Genomic DNA, 15,693 nt, shown 5'->3' on the forward strand with positions numbered 1-15,693 from the left:
CTTATCACTTTTTATCATATCCGAAAAAAAGTGATCTCAAAAGCGAAATGCTCTGCACAAAAAAAGACAGCCTCTGTAAAGGCTGTCTGCATATTAAGAATTAAAAAGATAACTTCTGTATTTCGTCAGCTGCACACTTGCATTATATACAATCCCAAATCCGATTAACGTGGAAAGTGTCGAGCTTCCCCCATAGCTGACAAACAGCAGCGGAATCCCGGTAACAGGCATAATGCCGATGTTCATTCCGATATTCTGGAATGTGTGGATCACAATTAACGCCGTATAGCCAACGCAAAAGAAAGAAGCGAAACGGTTAAACGGATGTATTTTGTCTATCAGAACAACAAGCCTGTAGATTAAAAAGAAGAACATGATGACAACAATTGCACAGCCTATAAAGCCAAATGACTCACCTATTATAGAAAAGATAAAGTCAGTCGTACTCTCTGGAACATAAACCTTCAAATTAGAAATACCATTACCTAAAATACCACCAGATCCTATTGCCATGATGGCCTGGTCAACTTGCCAGCTGTCATTTGAATCTTCCTGTGTCTCATTTGAAGCAGACACCCAAGAAGTGACCCGCTTAATTTGATAATCCTGTATTCCAACTGATTTAGCAACGTCAGGAAAGTTTATCATTACTAATAAAATTAATGAAATGAGTAAGATACCTGAACCAGCTATGATCGCAATCAATTTCCAATTTATACCTGACATAAAAACCATTACAAGAACGATAAACATACATATTCCCGCAGTCCCAGCATCCTGCATCAGGATAAGACCTACAGGAATAACTGCGACACCCGCAATCTTTAATAACAAGTGGATATCATCCCTAAGCGTCCGAACTCCTTTAGGATTAGCTTTTCCAATAACTGAAGCAAGCATCATAATCAAACCAACCTTCATAAACTCTGACGGCTGTATTGTTATTCTACCGATCCTAAACCAACTTTTTGCCCCTTTAATAACAGGTGCAATAGACTCGGGACTGATTTTAAGAATAATCAAAGATAAAATACCAATGATAAAAATATATAAACTTAACTTTTCAAGCTGTTCTAAATCAAAGTACAAAAGAACTGTAATGGCAACAGCCCCCAAAAAATAAAACACAATTTGCTGAATCCAATCCGTGTTCCCATACTGCCCAAACTGACCGGCAGCATAAATTGATACTACGCTTATAATAAAAAACACACCAAATATAAAAATCAAATCCCCCTGGTAAAAGGGGCTTTGCTGTTTCTTATATCGACTCATTCTATCCCGCCTTACATTTTCATCGGAAAATCACTAATGTTTATTATACATGAACCACGTTCAAGATGACACGTGAAGCTCGCTTCCTTTTATGTTTTTTCAGCATTTGCGGCGCTTTTTCAGCTACACGAAATATGACGTATCATAAACCGAAATGTTTCGATTGACACAAAACTTTTCAAATGAAAAAAACGCCATACCAAAAGAATTTGTTAAAAAACGAATGCGATAATGTGTTATATTCCCAAATAATGTGATACCTCATAAGAAACAGCTAAAAATTCAGAGCCCCATGCCCATACATTCTCCTAGCACATTAAACGAAAAAATAAGACGATAGATCCAGTCCATTTCTGCAAAAACACGTATCAATTTCTGGAAAACATGGTATAATAATTGTAACAGAATGTTCAAAAAACAATCACAAAACAGACACAACTCAGTTCCTCTATTTCATTTTTGTAAACGTTATCACAAAATGAAAGGAGACGGGTATGATGGACATGTTTTTTGCTTACTTACTGGTTGCCAGCGCAACGCCTCTCTTTATTTGGCTTGATAACAAAAAAGTCGCACTCTCAGCTATTCCGCCAATCATTTTAATGTGGGTATTCTTCTTCTTTTACGCAACAGAAAGCCTTTCTCCACTTGGACACACTCTCATGATTATCTTGTTTGCCGTTAACGTCATTGTCGCTCATATCGCCGCATTTATCATTTACGGCCTTCCGTATCTTCGCAGAAAGCGAAGCAGCTGAAGACAGCAAAAAACCCTCTTCCAATGAAGAGGGTTTTTGTATTATTCGTTATGGCCTGAATGCTCTGAGTGTTCAGCGCCTCCAGGAGGATTTCCGTCCATATGGTCACCATGGTGATAGTGAGCCGCGAAAATCCAGATGGATCCAAGTACGATAACGATCGCGCCAAAGAATCCGAACAGCGTGTTTCCGACTTGGATCGTGCCGTTTTCGCTCTCTGTCATATGCATGAACATGAGAAGCTGCAGCGCCGCCTGAATGAAGGCGAAGCCGAAGATAATCCAAAGTTTTGCTGATGAGCTCAGGTCAGTATACACTGCAACCCATAGAGCCAGCAGGGTCAAAACGATAGACAGGATAAAACCTACAATGTGTTTCCATGGAAAGTGACTGTGTTCAGCAGATTTGTTTGCCATTTTACAGACCCCCCAATCCCATGAGATAGACACCTGTAAAGATGAAAATCCATACAACATCTAAGAAGTGCCAGTACAAGCTTGAGATAAAGATTTTAGATGAAGTTTGCGGAGTTAAGCCGCGTTTCTTCAACTGAATCAGAATTCCTGTGATCCAGAAAATCCCGATTGTTACGTGAGTTCCGTGAGTTCCAAGTAAAACAAAGAATCCAGACCAGAACGCACTTGTACTGAGAGCCGCTCCTTCATGTACATAGTGAACAAACTCGTTGATCTCGCATCCGACGAAGCCGGCACCGAGAAGAAGAGTGATAATTGTCCAAATGACTACGCCTTTTAAACTTCCGCGGCGCATTTCATGAACAGCGATCCCGCAGGTAAAGCTGCTGATCAGCAGCAAGAACGTCATAATCATTACCAGATTGACTTCAAATAGTTCGTCTGGCAAGACACCTCCAGCTGTTCTGTTTTTAAGAACGAAGAAGGTTGCAAATAGTGTTGAGAACAACACAATTTCTGCCCCTAAAAAGATCCAAAACCCGAGAATATTAAGTCTGCCGGTTTCAGATTGATATTCCATAGGCGCGTTAGAATTGCCGTGTTCTGCATGTTCCATAACTCACGCCTCCTTATTCGGAAATCTTTCTTTCCGTCTCTTTTATTTCATCAACACTAATGTAGTAGCCGTTGTCGTATTCGAATGAACGCAGAACCATGCAGAGCAGGACTCCGATCAATCCGACTACGCCCATCCAGTACCATTCAAAGACAAGTCCAAAGCCAGCGAGACCGAAGGCAACAGACATAAAGAACGGTCTGCCTGAGTTGCTTGGCATATGGATTTTCTTAAATTTGCTTTCAGGGTATAATTCAGTTTTTTCTTCTTTCATATGCAGGAATGCATCTTGAGATTTGACTTCAGGAAGCACCGCAAAGTTGTAATGCGGCGGAATCGCAGAAGAAGTCGCCCAATCAAGCGTACGTCCCACACCCCATGAATCTCCGCTGATTTCACGAGTAGAGTAACGGAAGCTGTAGTAGATGTTATAGCAAAGGATTAAGAATCCTACACCCATCATGAAAGCTCCGACTGTTGAGATAAAGTTCAATGTTGTCCAGCCGTCATTCGGTCCGTATGTGTAAATACGGCGAGGCATGCCTTGAAGCCCCAAGAAATATTGCGGGAAGAAACAAATATTGAACCCGATCATAAAGATCCAGAAGAACCATTTTCCGATTCTTTCGTTCAGCTTGTGGCCGAACATTTTTGGATACCAGAAAATAAATCCGGCGAAACAAGCAAATACAGTACCCGCGATCAGCACATAGTGGAAGTGAGATACAAGGAAGTACGTATTATGGTATTGATAATCCGCTGCTGCCATCGCAAGCATAACCCCTGTAACCCCGCCGATAACGAAGTTAGGAATGAACGCAAGCGCCCACAGCATAGGTGTTGTAAAGCTGATTCGGCCTTTATACATTGTAAAGAGCCAGTTAAAGATTTTAACCCCGGTTGGGATTGAGATTGCCATTGTCGTAATTGAGAAGAATGAGTTAACGGACGCACTGTTCCCCATTGTGAAGAAGTGGTGAGTCCAAACTAAGAAACTCAATACAGAGATGGCGATAATAGAACCAACCATCGCTTTGTAACCAAACAATTGTTTTCTTGCAAAGCTTGAAATGATTTCTGAGAAAATACCAAACGCCGGAAGAATAACGATATATACTTCAGGATGTCCCCAAATCCAGAACAAGTTAGCCCAAAGCATCGGCATACCGCCTGCTTCCAATGTGAAAAAGTGAGCGCCGAACAAACGATCAAATGATAAAAGTGCTAATGCTACTGTAAGTACAGGGAACGCAAACACGATAATAACCATTGTGATCAGTGTTGTCCATGTGAACATTGGCATACGCATTAATGTCATGCCTTTTGTTCTCATTTTTAAGATTGTTACCATAAAGTTGATCCCTGTCATCAGGGTACCGATACCGGCAATCTGAAGTCCGAGGAGGTAGTAGTTCTCACCCGGCCCAGGGCTCATGTCGTTACTTGCAAGCGGCATATAACTCGTCCAGCCTGCGTTCGGAGAACCTCCGATAACGAAAGAAATATTGAAAAGCATCGCCCCTACAAAGAACGTCCAGAAGCTCAGGTTGTTCAAGTAAGGGAACGCAACGTCGCGGGCACCGATTTGAAGAGGCACAACAACGTTAATAAGACCGATTAAGAACGGCATCGCCATGAAGATGATCATGATTGTACCGTGAGTTGTAAAAATTTCATTATAGTGGTTTGAGTCTAAAAAACTGTTATTCGGAAGCGCTAGCTGGGCACGCATCATCAGACCGTCGACACCGCCGCGGAATAACATAATTACAGCAGATATAATGTACATGATTCCGAGTTTTTTATGGTCAACAGTAGTTATCCATTCAGACCACAGCCATTTCCACTTTTTGAAGTAAGTCAGTACAAAAATAATGGCAATGGTTGAAAGCGCAATGGAAACTTGTGCGCCCAGAATTAATGGGTCACCAGTTACGAAAAATTCGTCCCATTTGAATTTCATGCAGGCTTCCTCCTTTCCTGATCAATATCATTCTTCTGTATCATCAGACTTCTTAAATTCGTTTTTCTTTACGTTTTCAAACGGATCTGTTTTAGAGTGCGGTGAAACGGCTTGATAGCCAAGGCGTTTGCGCGCCTCCATCGCGTACTCAGCGTCTTGTCCGTGATCAACGTATTTCAAGTGAGTAGAAGAGAACGTTAATTCGTCCACATTTTCAGGAAGCATCAATTCATCATACTTCTCTTTTGTCAGCTTAGGAGCCTCGTTCTGAGTCTTTTTCACCCAGCTGTTAAAGTCTTTTTCTGTGACTGCATTCACATCAAACTCTTGGTCTGCAAAATGTTCACCTGTGAAGTTCGCGTTGCGGCCTTCGTAAGTACCCACTTTGTCAGCCTGTAAGTATTGATCCATCAGCATTCCTGCCATCGCATATTTTTGCCCTCCAAGCTGAGGAATCCATAGCGAAGCCATTGAATCTGCAGATGAGATTTTGAACAAGATCGGGCGGTCGACAGGAATGTTTAAGTAGTTGACCGTTTCAATATCCTGTTCAGGGTAGCTGAATACCCATTTCCAGTCTACCGAAGTAGCATAAACAACAAGAGGCTCTTTATCTTTTGTTGCTTCAGGAGCTTTTTCTAACGAATATATCGTCTGTACTGTTGGCACAGAAAGTGCAATGACGATTAAAATTGGGATCACTGTCCAGACTACTTCTAAAAACGTGTTACCGTGAATTTCTGGGTTATAAGATCCATTATCTTTGCCTTTACGGTCGCGGTATTTTACTAAAATAATGGTAAATAGAACAAAGACGACCCCGACGATAAACAGCATAAATCCGATAGATAACAGGATTAAATCACTTTGCTGTTCAGCTACAGGTCCTTTCGGATCTAGTACTGAAGCATTGCTGCATCCCCCAAGGACGAAAACCACAGTTAACAGCGCTAATACAAGCAACGGTTTTAATGCTCTGAACAAGAAGATCACCATCCTTCCTATTGATGTAATAAATCTGAAGTGCATACTTCCTCAAAATCTTTTCTCTACTTTGTTATGCTATCAAAAACTTCACTTATTAGCTTTATTTTTTTATAAACTTCATCCCATTTTCGCTTAAATGTCATAAAATCGACAAAAATTGCTCCAACTTTATTCACATCTATCGCTTAAGATGAAAAGTTTCTAGTTATTTCCGCATATAAGTAAAGAAAAGATGATGAAGAACTAATTCTGACAAATAAAGGTTTACCACAATAAAAAACTTAGGTCAATCAAAAATTTCATTTTGTTAAACTTTCTAGATAGGAATTATTTTTTCCTTGTCTAGCATCTTTTCACACGGTTACCATTTTAACGCATCAAATATTGAAAGAAAAGGCGCAATGAAGAGCCAATATGCTCTGAATTGTCCGTATTTTTTAATGAGAGCATCCAGTTGTTTATCTTATACAAAAAAGAGGAATGATATAAGCAAATAAATAAAAATTAGGATGTGTTGCATGATGAGTTTTCTTATTTCACTTATCGTCGCTATTATTATCGGATGGCTTGGAAGCCTGTTTGTAAAAGGAGATATGCCCGGAGGAATTATCGGGTCTATGATCGCAGGTCTTATTGGCGCCTGGATCGGACACGGGCTGCTTGGAACATGGGGGCCGCACCTAGCCGGATTTGCCATTATTCCAGCGGTAATCGGCGCAGCCATTGTTGTCTTTCTAGTAAGCCTGTTAACCAGAAAAAGAGGATAAAAGCAGCAGCACCCGAAGCGTCAGCGCTTTGGGTGTTTGTTTTGCCATAAAAATCGAAAAAGCCTCAACCCTAGCGGTTGAGGCTTTTGACTGGTTTGGCGCCCAACTGGTCGATAAACCTTCTGAAGGCCTGTTTTCCTTCCGTTGTCTGTTTAAACACACCGGCATGTTCAAGAATGCGAGCGAATACATGTCCCAGCTCTTCTTTTATGACTAGATCTGCATTCTCTTTTGTTATGGTTCTTTTTTCCATCATCCGAATAGCCCACTCACTATGTTTTGCCGTGAGCGGATTTTGTTCTAAGGCTGTTTTTGGATCAGCAGAGCATAGTGCCGCTGCCGTTTCTTTCATTTCCTTCTGTAAGCGGCCAGGCAATATCGCCAATCCCATGACCTCAATCAGGCCGATATTTTCTTTTTTAATATGGTGGACTTCTTGATGAGGATGAAATATTCCTAATGGATGCTCCTCATCCGTCCGGTTGTTCCTCAGTACGATATCGAGTTCGTACAATTCTCCCCTGCGCCGCGCAATCGGTGTGACCGTATTATGGGGCGTATCGCCTGTATAGGCGGCAATGCCGGCTTTTTCATCGGAATACGTCTGCCACGTGCGGAAGATATGGTCAGCAGCTTCGGCGACATGACCCGGTTCGTCTCCTTGGAGCCTGAGCACAGACATCGGCCACTTCACTAAGCCCAGCGACACGCCGGGATAATCATTTAATTCATAAACGTCTTCCGCTTCTGCACGTGCCATTGGAAAATCATGCGCGCCGCCTTGGAAATGATCATGGCTTAGGATGCTGCCGCCGACAATCGGCAGATCCGCGTTTGAACCGATAAAATAATGCGGATATTGGCCAAGAAATGACAGCAGCCTTTCAAATGTTTTTTTGCTGATCTCCATCGGTTCATGTTCACCTTTTAAGACAATGCAGTGCTCCGGATAATAGACATATGGCGAGAATTGCAGGAACCATTGTTCGTCCTCAAGGATGACCGGAATGATTCTGTGATTTTGCCGGGCTGGATGATTCACGCTTCCCTCGAAGCCGACATTTTCTTTACACAGCAAACACATCGGATAATTTGTCTGTTCCTGCTCTTTTGCAGCCGCAATCGCTTTCGGGTCCTTTTCAGGCTTTGATAGGTTAATGGTCATTTCCAGCTCGCCATATTCGGTCGGCACCGTCCAATGAACATTTTTGGCGATTCTGTCAGTCCGTATATAATAGACATCCTCTGAATATTGATAGAATTCCTTTGTCGCCTGTTTTGGGCCGTATAATGCTTTTGTCTCTTCAAATTTGCGAATGACCTCGGACGGGGCAGGCACAAAACAGCCCATCAGCTTTGCGCTGAGCAGGTCACGGTACGTATCTGTATCCGCTTCCATTCGGCCGGTTTCGGTAGCCCATTTATAGATGGGAGCGAGCAAGTCCGGCAGGCTTTGTGACTGCTTGATGCTAGTGCTGGAGTTCGGCTCGGGATGTGTGATGCCCAGCGCTTCATAAAGACGGTTTCTCGTATATTCCCGATCCCAGATCGAAATCAATTTTCGTTCCAGGCCATACTCAAGCAGCTGTTCCAGATGTTCAATAATACTCATATGTCACTCCCCCTTTAGTTCTCTCGCTCCCTCTCCGATATCCGCGACATAAAAATCCGCTCGGAGCCCTGTTTTTGCTTGATATCTGTCTCCAACCTTCTGAATAAAATCATCAACGAACTCATCTTTTACAATGCTGATGGTGCATCCGCCAAAGCCTGCTCCCGTCATTCTTGATCCAATTACACCTTCGTGATCCCATGCCGCAAACACAAGCTCATCAAGTTCAGGGCATGTTACTTCATAGTCATCCTTCAATGAAAGGTGGGATTCCTTCATTAACTGCCCGATTTCATCTATATTGTTCTCTTTGAACATATGGGCCGTCTTAATAGCACGATGATTTTCGTATACAGCGTGCTTTGCCCGGCGTCTGTTCGTTTCATTTTGGATCAGGCTGGAATGCGCATCGAAATCAGAAGGCTTGATGTCGCCCAGTGCGGCAATATCGAGGCCTTTTTTCAAATCAAGCAATGCATCATTGCATTCTTGGCGTCTCGTATTATAGCTTGAGTCAGCCAATGTCCTTTTTTTGTTCGTGTTCGCGATGACCAGCGCGAGGCCTGAGACATTGAGTTTGCTATATTCATAGTCAAGCGTGTCGCAGTTCAGCAGCATCGCATGATGTTTTTTCCCCATTCCAATTGCAAATTGGTCCATAATTCCGCAATTGACGCCGATAAAATGGTTTTCCGCATGCTGCGCCATTTTCACAAGCTCAAGCGCATCTACTTCAGGATGAAAATAGCTTCGGAGCACGACCCCCATCAGCAGTTCAATAGAAGCGGAAGACGACAGCCCCGCCCCGTTTGGAATATTCCCTGAAAATACAATGTCAAAGCCATGGGGAACTGCATATCCCCTCTGTTGAAATTCATAAATCACGCCTTTTGGGTAGTTCGCCCAGTCGTCTTCTTTTTGATAGCGAATGTCGTCAAGGCTGCATTCCTTGATACCTGCGTTTCTAAAGTTATCTGAATACATCCGGACAAGCCCGTCGTTTCTTTCTGCAACAGCAGCATATGTACCCATTGTCAGCGCGCACGGAAATACATGCCCGCCGTTATAGTCTGTATGTTCTCCAATCAGATTCACTCTTCCAGGTGCGAAAAAAAACCGTAACCCCTCTTTTTCTCCGAATACACTTGCAAATATCCCCTTTAGCTCTTCCCGCATGTGCAATCACCTTTCTGGTTTTTATTTTTTATTCCCCTTATTTCTTCATAGAAAACGGCAGATCATATGCTGCAGTCCTCTCATACCCCTTCTTCTTTTGTTTTTTTAAAGACGAGCCATTTGCTCGCAACATAGTTGACGACAACAATGACCGCGTTGTCGAGTATTTTGGCCAAGGTTTCATTTGTATTGAACTGGCCGACAAGAATGATCATCATGCCTAAATCTATGCCGAGAGACAGGACCCGAACGCTGAAAAAAGCAGTGAGCTCTTTCAGCAGGCTCTGCAGATCATGTGTTTTTTGCTGAAACACATATAATTTATTTGTTATGTAAGCAAACAGCACGGACAAAATCCAAGCGGCAACAGTGGCGGCTTTGTAATCCACATTCATGATCTCTACCAATATATAAAAGCTGGCGATATTCACAATGGTTGTGAAAACCCCCATAATGATATACATAATTATTTCTCTATACTTCACTGATGTTCCTCGCTTTCCGAAAAACTTTTCAAAATTCTTGGCGTCTCGTGCTCTCTGTCTAAAGTAAAAAATACCGAGAGTGCGTCTAAAAAGCTGCGGAAGGTGGCTGGCTGGCCCAATACATATGATTGTTTGATGATTCCGTCGAGGACTGCACATATTATTTTAGCCGTATATTCAGGATCAATACAGGCGTCAATCAGCTTTCTCTCCTTCAGCCACTTAATATATAACACATTTTCTTCCACCCACAATTCGTACAGCCGGACATAGGCCTTGCATTTCTTTAAGACTTTATATGTCGGCATGTTCATGGCAAACGAGGTGATGTCCCACGACGGCTTATTTATGTAATAGGAATAAAGCAGTTCTGCAGCGTGTTTTGCAGCCTCGTCCAATGTCAGCGATTTCACTGACTCCCGCTCCATTTGATCAAGATACCCTATAATGATCTTTTTTTTCATCTGACGTTTTTCGAGAAGGTACAGCAGAAAATCGTCCTTGCTGACAAAATGAACATAAAATGCTCCTTTGCTGTACCCGGCGGCTCTGCTGATATCTTCTACAGAAACCGGATCATACGCTCGGTCAATCAACAAATTCACGCCAGCGTCTATAAAACTTTCAAATGTTGCTTCTCTTTTAATTTGAAATTTGTTTTTTTTCATATTTTTCTCCTGGCGGTAATGATTACCCTTATCTTACACCGGATCAATCTTTAGCGGTATTTATTTCTTTGAACGGTTATGCTATTCGGTTTCCCAGGGGTCATTTTTAATAGGCTAAATGATTTATTTTCATTTACATACTATCCAGTCAGTATTTAATTGTTTATTATTATAAATAAGGTCCATTGGTTATATTAGTCATTTTTTTAGGGAATAGGTAGGTGGTTTTTCCTTCAGTTTGTGAACACCGAGCAACTATGTGTGAAATTTGTTGTACTCGCCTCATCATCGCGCTGGCTTGTCTTTTATTGCCCGCATGTTGCAGGAAAACATTTTATACAATTGGAGGTTACTATGAAAACTCATGTTAAAAAAGATTTGGACAAAGGTTGGCATATGTTAATTCAAGAAGCTAGATCCATTGGATTAGGCATTCATGATGTGAGGCAGTTTTTAGAATCTGAGACAGCATCGAGAAAGAAAAACCACAAAAAAACCGTCCGGCAAGACTAGTCCGAACAGGCGGATCTATTTACCTCTGGCTTTTCTATCACCTGATCTGAGTTTTCACCATATCCTCTATTCAAAAGCAAATCGCTGCGCTGAGCTTGAGGACAAACGGTGTGTCAGCTAACTACGACAGACAGCCGGTGATGCGATCACCTCTTGGCACATGCATTGTCATAAAGAGGTGATGCGAACATGATAACCGTGCTCTGGTAAACAGCAGCTTTGCTGAGAACAAGCTGCATTCGGTGAGGTTTTGAAAGCAAACTCGTTTATACACGGCCGAGCTTGAAAACCTTCGCCTGTCTTTAGACCACTGTGTTCACCTCTTCACGACTTCCTTCTTTTTTCATCCTCCAGATATTGTTCAACGCATAAATCGGACTTTCAGTACATACCTATTGGTGTACCTTTTTGCTTACGTTTAGCGAATAAAAGGAGGAAAGCCATGTACAAAGCTGATTATAAACAGATTGCTGCAACGCCGTCTTTTCAAGCTTTTTTAAAGCAGAAACGCGCTTTTATTGTTCCTTCTGCGATTTTCTTTTTTGTTTTTTATTTTTCACTCCCTGTTTTGACATCTTATTTCACCTTTTTGAATGCACCGGCCATTGGAGCTGTTTCATGGGCTTGGCTGTTCGCCATCGCCCAATTCGCTATGACCTGGATACTGAGTACTGTGTATTCCCGGAGAGCCGCCCATTTCGATAAGTATGTAAGCGCTTTAAAAGAGGATCTGAAGGGTGAACAGACATGAATATGACTGCTTTTTTATTATTTTTGGCGATTGTTGGCCTGACGCTTATTATCACGTATTTTGCCGCGAAGCGGACGAAAACGACGAGTGAGTTTTATACGGCGGGCGGCGGGCTCACCGGCGTTCAGAATGGACTGGCAATTGCCGGTGACTACATGTCTGCCGCCTCGTTTCTCGGGATTGCCGGAATGATTGCGTTATATGGATTTGATGGCTTCTTTTACAGCATCGGTTTTCTGGTGGCTTATCTCGTTGTCTTGTACATCGTGGCGGAGCCGCTTCGGAATCTTGGAAAGTACACGATGGCAGACATGATTGCCGCTCGCTTTAAAGAAAAGAAAATCCGCGGTGTCGCGGCTCTCAATACCATTGCCATCTCTACTTTTTATATGATCGCCCAGCTCGTGGGGGCGGGCGCGCTGATCAAACTGCTTCTAGGGCTGGATTATACTTTGGCTGTCCTCATCGTCGGAGTGCTGATGACCATTTATGTCGTGTTTGGCGGCATGATCGCGACAAGCTGGGTTCAAATTATTAAAGCTGTTTTGCTGATGGCCGGCACACTCGTGATTTCGATTATCGTGTTTTCGAAATTCGGCTTTAGCCTTAATACCATGTTTGAACAGATGAAAACGGCTACTCCGCTTGGCGCTGATTTTTTGAACCCCGGAAATAAATACAAGGTGCCGCTTGAGACCTTGTCGTTAAACTTGGCACTCGTGCTGGGAACCGCCGGGCTTCCGCATATATTGATCCGGTTTTATACCGTTAAGGATGCCAAGACGGCCCGTACATCCGTTGTGTCAGCGACATGGATTATCGGTGTGTTTTACATTATGACGGTATTTCTCGGCTTTGGTGCCGCGGCATTTGTCGGTTTTGACGCGATTACGGCGGCTGATCAAGCGGGAAATATGGCGGCTCCGCTTTTAGCAAAAGCGCTCGGAGGAGACTTTCTGTTCGCGTTTGTATCAGCCATCGCCTTTGCCACCATTTTGGCTGTCGTGACAGGGTTGGTGCTGTCTGCCGCCTCAGCATTTGCCCATGATATTTACAGCCAGATCATCAGAAAGGGAGAAGCAACTGAAAAAGAACAAATGAAAGCGGCCAGATGGGCTTCTGTCGCCGTGTCAGTGCTCTCGATTCTCCTTGCGATTTTTGCACAATCCTTAAATGTGGCGTTCCTTGTTGCACTCGCGTTTGCGGTAGCCGCCAGCGCAAACCTTCCGCTGATTGTGTTTACAGTCTTCTGGAAACGATTCAATGCCTCAGGCGCTTTATGGGGCAGCCTGACAGGCCTGATCAGCGCGCTTGTGCTGGTATCGATGAGCCCTAGTGTGTGGGACCCGGCCGGAGGTGCTATTTTTACCGGTGATCCGCTCATTCCGCTGTCTAATCCAGGAATTATTTCCATCCCGCTCGGCTTTCTCGGCGCGTGGCTCGGAACGGTGCTGTCGTCTGATAAAACAATTGATGAAGATACGTTTGCAGAAATTCAGGTGAAGGCGCATACTGGCGTCCATATGGAACAGGAATAAAAAAAGCTCTCTTTATAGAGAGCTTTTTCCTTGTCTTTTCTTCTGTTCTTCAGAAATCGCTTTTTCAAATACATCCTTGCCGGCAGCACCTGGAATTACAGTGTCGCCAATAATAAAGGTTGGAACGGCTGTGATGTCAGCCTCTTCATAAGCGTGCTTCAAGGCTTGGCGCTGCACGTCCTGATATGTTCTTGTTTCCAGTGCTGATTTGAATGCTGCACCGTCTAATCCCACTTCCTCGGCGAGCTTCGTCAAGATGTCAATGTCGCCGATATTTTGGCCCTCCTGGAAAAACGCCTGAAAGACACGGGTGTTGTATTCATGTCCTTTATTGTATTTCTTCGCAAAATGGAAGCCTTCAAACGCGAGGTCTGTATACGGATGGGGCGAGACGTTTGGAAAATTGATCTCAACTCCTAATTTCTCCGCCATTGGCTGAATTGATGTCTGCCACATGTACTGTTTGGAAGGATCATTGACCGGATCAAGCTGAGGAGATGGGCTTGGGCGCAGTTCAAACGGCATCCACTCGACATCAACATCCTTTCCTTTTATCGCTTCTTCAAAAGCGGCTTTTCCAACAAAACAAAATGGGCAGACGTAATCTGAATAAACTTTAATGTGTACTGTCATGATAATCTCCTTTCATACTAAATTGATTTTAAACTGTAACAATTAAAGTTACAACTGTTTTTTAAATAAAGAAGCCGATTTAGGCTTCTTTCAGATTGATGACAAAATCCTAAAAAGTTTTAGGATTTTGTCATCCTTTCAGCGTGATTGAAAACCCTTGAAGTCTAGGAAAGCCGAGCATTGGAGCGGAGCGAATGCTCTAATTCGTGAGCACCAACGCACAGGCTTGACAACGAATGCGAGGGTTTGTCGACACGCTGAAAGAAGCCTGTAAAGGCTTCTTTTATGATTCCAGCAAACGCTGGGCTATATATTCTCCTTTTTTGCAGCCGCCTGGGCATGCGTATAAAGCAGAACCGATTGTTTGTGTATATTCGTTTAACGCATCCTTTGCCGAAAGAGCCTTCAGCATCGGGATAAACTGATTGTCGGGATTTTTTTGAAAACTGATAAACAGGAGACCTGCATCCATATAGCCGGTTTTCGGATCAAGTCCTTCTGTGTAAGAGAAAGCTCTTCGCAAAATTTGTTTTCCCGTAGATTTCGCTAGACTGACGTGTGAATTAGACGGAATTTGATTCAGCTTCACGGGATCTGTTTCCTTTTTCTGTCCGAAAGGCGCCCCTGAGCTTTTTCTGCGGCCGAAGGTATCCTCTTGGTCCTTGAGGGAAGAGCGGTCCCATATCTCAAGGAACATTTTGATTTTCCGGAAAGCCATATAGGTGCCGCCCGTCATCCAGTCAGGCTCACCGGACTGAACCCACACGATCGAGTTCATCAAGCTGTCATCCTCCGTGCTCTGGTTGCCTGTTCCATCTTTAAACCCGAAGAGATTGCGCGGTGTTTCGCCATTTTTTCCTCCGCTTAAAAAGCCTTTGTTCACAAAGCGGACCTCACAAGTGCCGACCGCTTGATTTAGCAGGTTACGCAGCGCGTGAAACGCCACTTGCTCGTCGTCTGCACATACTTGAATGCAGATGTCCCCGCCTCCCTGCTTTTCATCCAGGTTGTCATTGGGCATCGCTGGAAGAGCGGCTAGGTGCTTCGGCTTTTTGCTTTTCAGCCCGAAGCGGTCCTTTCCATCTTTTTCAAAAAAGCCAGGCCCAAATCCAAATGTGACCGTTAAGTTGGAAGGGGATAAATCAGCAGACTCACCTGTATCCTGCGGCGGCAGATACTGATTTCTCTGCTCCGCTGACATTTTCTTGCCAGATGTCAGCATCTGTGTGAGACTTGTCCAGTTTCTAAATAACGTAATGATGTCGCTTTTGTCTTTTGCTGTTACATCCAGCGCAGCAAAATAGACATACGTTTGATGGGCAGTTGTGATTCCGGCCTGATGCTTTCCGTAAAACGGAACAATCTGCTCCTCCTCTTTTTCATCCTTTTTCGATGGCTTAGCCGCAGTCTGAACAAGCGGAGCGAGACCGCCGAGTCCGCTGGCACCGATCGCAACGGCTGCCCCCGCCATTGCCCCCCATTTTAAAATGTCCCGTCTGTGAATTTGTTCTGGCTTTTTTTGTTCATCGCTCATG

16 protein-coding genes are annotated in these 15,693 nt (G+C 43.5%); 5 read left to right on the forward strand and 11 right to left on the reverse strand.

Going from position 1 to position 15,693, the window contains the following annotated elements; translation table 11 throughout:
* Positions 1-93: 93 nt before the first annotated feature.
* Positions 94-1,275 (reverse strand): cell shape-determining peptidoglycan glycosyltransferase RodA, encoded by a 1,182-nt coding sequence (gene rodA / locus MHI44_RS09960; RefSeq protein ID WP_015250943.1) that lies wholly within the window; start codon positions 1,273-1,275, stop codon positions 94-96.
* A gap of 494 nt (positions 1,276-1,769) precedes the next feature.
* On the opposite strand from rodA, the gene ywcE reads away from it, so the two are divergent.
* Complete coding sequence (gene ywcE / locus MHI44_RS09965) at positions 1,770-2,033, forward strand: spore morphogenesis/germination protein YwcE (RefSeq protein ID WP_003227411.1); 264 nt, start codon at positions 1,770-1,772, stop codon at positions 2,031-2,033.
* Positions 2,034-2,074: 41 nt separating this feature from the next.
* Here ywcE and qoxD read toward each other — a convergent pair whose 3' ends face one another.
* From qoxD to qoxA, 4 genes are read right to left on the reverse strand one after another with little or no spacing between them, the layout of a single operon-like run.
* Complete coding sequence (gene qoxD / locus MHI44_RS09970) at positions 2,075-2,449, reverse strand: cytochrome aa3 quinol oxidase subunit IV (protein WP_003227410.1); 375 nt, start codon at positions 2,447-2,449, stop codon at positions 2,075-2,077.
* Between the two features lies 1 nt (position 2,450).
* Positions 2,451-3,065 carry a cytochrome aa3 quinol oxidase subunit III gene (qoxC, locus tag MHI44_RS09975; RefSeq protein WP_003227409.1) on the reverse strand — a complete coding sequence of 205 codons (615 nt, stop codon included), beginning with the start codon at positions 3,063-3,065 and terminating at the stop codon, positions 2,451-2,453.
* A 13-nt stretch (positions 3,066-3,078) separates the two neighbouring features.
* The gene (gene qoxB, locus MHI44_RS09980; RefSeq protein WP_003227407.1) at positions 3,079-5,028 is read right to left on the reverse strand and encodes a cytochrome aa3 quinol oxidase subunit I; all 1,950 of its coding nucleotides are present in this window, start codon (positions 5,026-5,028) and stop codon (positions 3,079-3,081) included.
* Positions 5,029-5,055: 27 nt separating this feature from the next.
* Positions 5,056-6,021, reverse strand: coding sequence for a cytochrome aa3 quinol oxidase subunit II (gene qoxA, locus MHI44_RS09985; protein ID WP_010886637.1), 966 nt, complete (start codon positions 6,019-6,021; stop codon positions 5,056-5,058).
* A gap of 515 nt (positions 6,022-6,536) precedes the next feature.
* On the opposite strand from qoxA, the gene MHI44_RS09990 reads away from it, so the two are divergent.
* A complete protein-coding gene (locus MHI44_RS09990; RefSeq protein WP_009968363.1) occupies positions 6,537-6,782 on the forward strand; it encodes a GlsB/YeaQ/YmgE family stress response membrane protein in 246 nt (81 codons plus the stop codon).
* A gap of 70 nt (positions 6,783-6,852) precedes the next feature.
* On the opposite strand, the gene galT is transcribed toward MHI44_RS09990, so the two are convergent.
* The 4 genes from galT to slrC form a co-directional block, all read right to left on the reverse strand.
* A complete protein-coding gene (galT, locus tag MHI44_RS09995; protein ID WP_339203409.1) occupies positions 6,853-8,394 on the reverse strand; it encodes a UDP-glucose--hexose-1-phosphate uridylyltransferase in 1,542 nt (513 codons plus the stop codon).
* A gap of 3 nt (positions 8,395-8,397) precedes the next feature.
* Positions 8,398-9,570 carry a galactokinase gene (locus MHI44_RS10000; protein ID WP_029318660.1) on the reverse strand — a complete coding sequence of 391 codons (1,173 nt, stop codon included), beginning with the start codon at positions 9,568-9,570 and terminating at the stop codon, positions 8,398-8,400.
* Between the two features lie 80 nt (positions 9,571-9,650).
* Positions 9,651-10,034, reverse strand: a complete 384-nt coding sequence (locus MHI44_RS10005) for a GtrA family protein (RefSeq protein WP_003227398.1) — start codon at positions 10,032-10,034, stop codon at positions 9,651-9,653.
* 17 nt (positions 10,035-10,051) lie between these two features.
* On the reverse strand, positions 10,052-10,723 hold the full coding sequence (slrC, locus tag MHI44_RS10010; RefSeq protein ID WP_014478350.1) for a transcriptional regulator SlrC: 672 nt from the start codon (positions 10,721-10,723) through the stop codon (positions 10,052-10,054).
* A 354-nt stretch (positions 10,724-11,077) separates the two neighbouring features.
* On the opposite strand from slrC, the gene slrA reads away from it, so the two are divergent.
* The 3 genes from slrA to MHI44_RS10025 all read left to right on the forward strand — a co-directional run bounded on the left by slrA (position 11,078) and on the right by MHI44_RS10025 (position 13,525).
* A complete protein-coding gene (slrA, locus tag MHI44_RS10015) occupies positions 11,078-11,236 on the forward strand; it encodes a transcriptional regulator SlrA (RefSeq protein WP_003243648.1) in 159 nt (52 codons plus the stop codon).
* A 442-nt stretch (positions 11,237-11,678) separates the two neighbouring features.
* The gene (locus MHI44_RS10020; protein WP_003227392.1) at positions 11,679-11,987 is read left to right on the forward strand and encodes a DUF485 domain-containing protein; all 309 of its coding nucleotides are present in this window, start codon (positions 11,679-11,681) and stop codon (positions 11,985-11,987) included.
* On the forward strand, positions 11,984-13,525 hold the full coding sequence (locus tag MHI44_RS10025; protein ID WP_339203410.1) for a cation acetate symporter: 1,542 nt from the start codon (positions 11,984-11,986) through the stop codon (positions 13,523-13,525). The genes MHI44_RS10020 and MHI44_RS10025 overlap by 4 nt, the downstream gene beginning before the upstream one ends.
* Before the next feature lie 12 nt (positions 13,526-13,537).
* Here the strand turns inward: MHI44_RS10025 and MHI44_RS10030 are convergent, their stop codons facing one another.
* Complete coding sequence (locus tag MHI44_RS10030; protein ID WP_038429828.1) at positions 13,538-14,158, reverse strand: DsbA family protein; 621 nt, start codon at positions 14,156-14,158, stop codon at positions 13,538-13,540.
* Between the two features lie 283 nt (positions 14,159-14,441).
* Positions 14,442-15,692 (reverse strand): iron uptake transporter deferrochelatase/peroxidase subunit, encoded by a 1,251-nt coding sequence (efeB, locus tag MHI44_RS10035; RefSeq protein WP_017697028.1) that lies wholly within the window; start codon positions 15,690-15,692, stop codon positions 14,442-14,444.
* Between the last annotated feature and the right edge of the window lies 1 nt (position 15,693).

This window comes from Bacillus sp. FSL K6-1366 (assembly GCF_037976695.1).
GTDB lineage: Bacteria > Bacillota > Bacilli > Bacillales > Bacillaceae > Bacillus > Bacillus subtilis.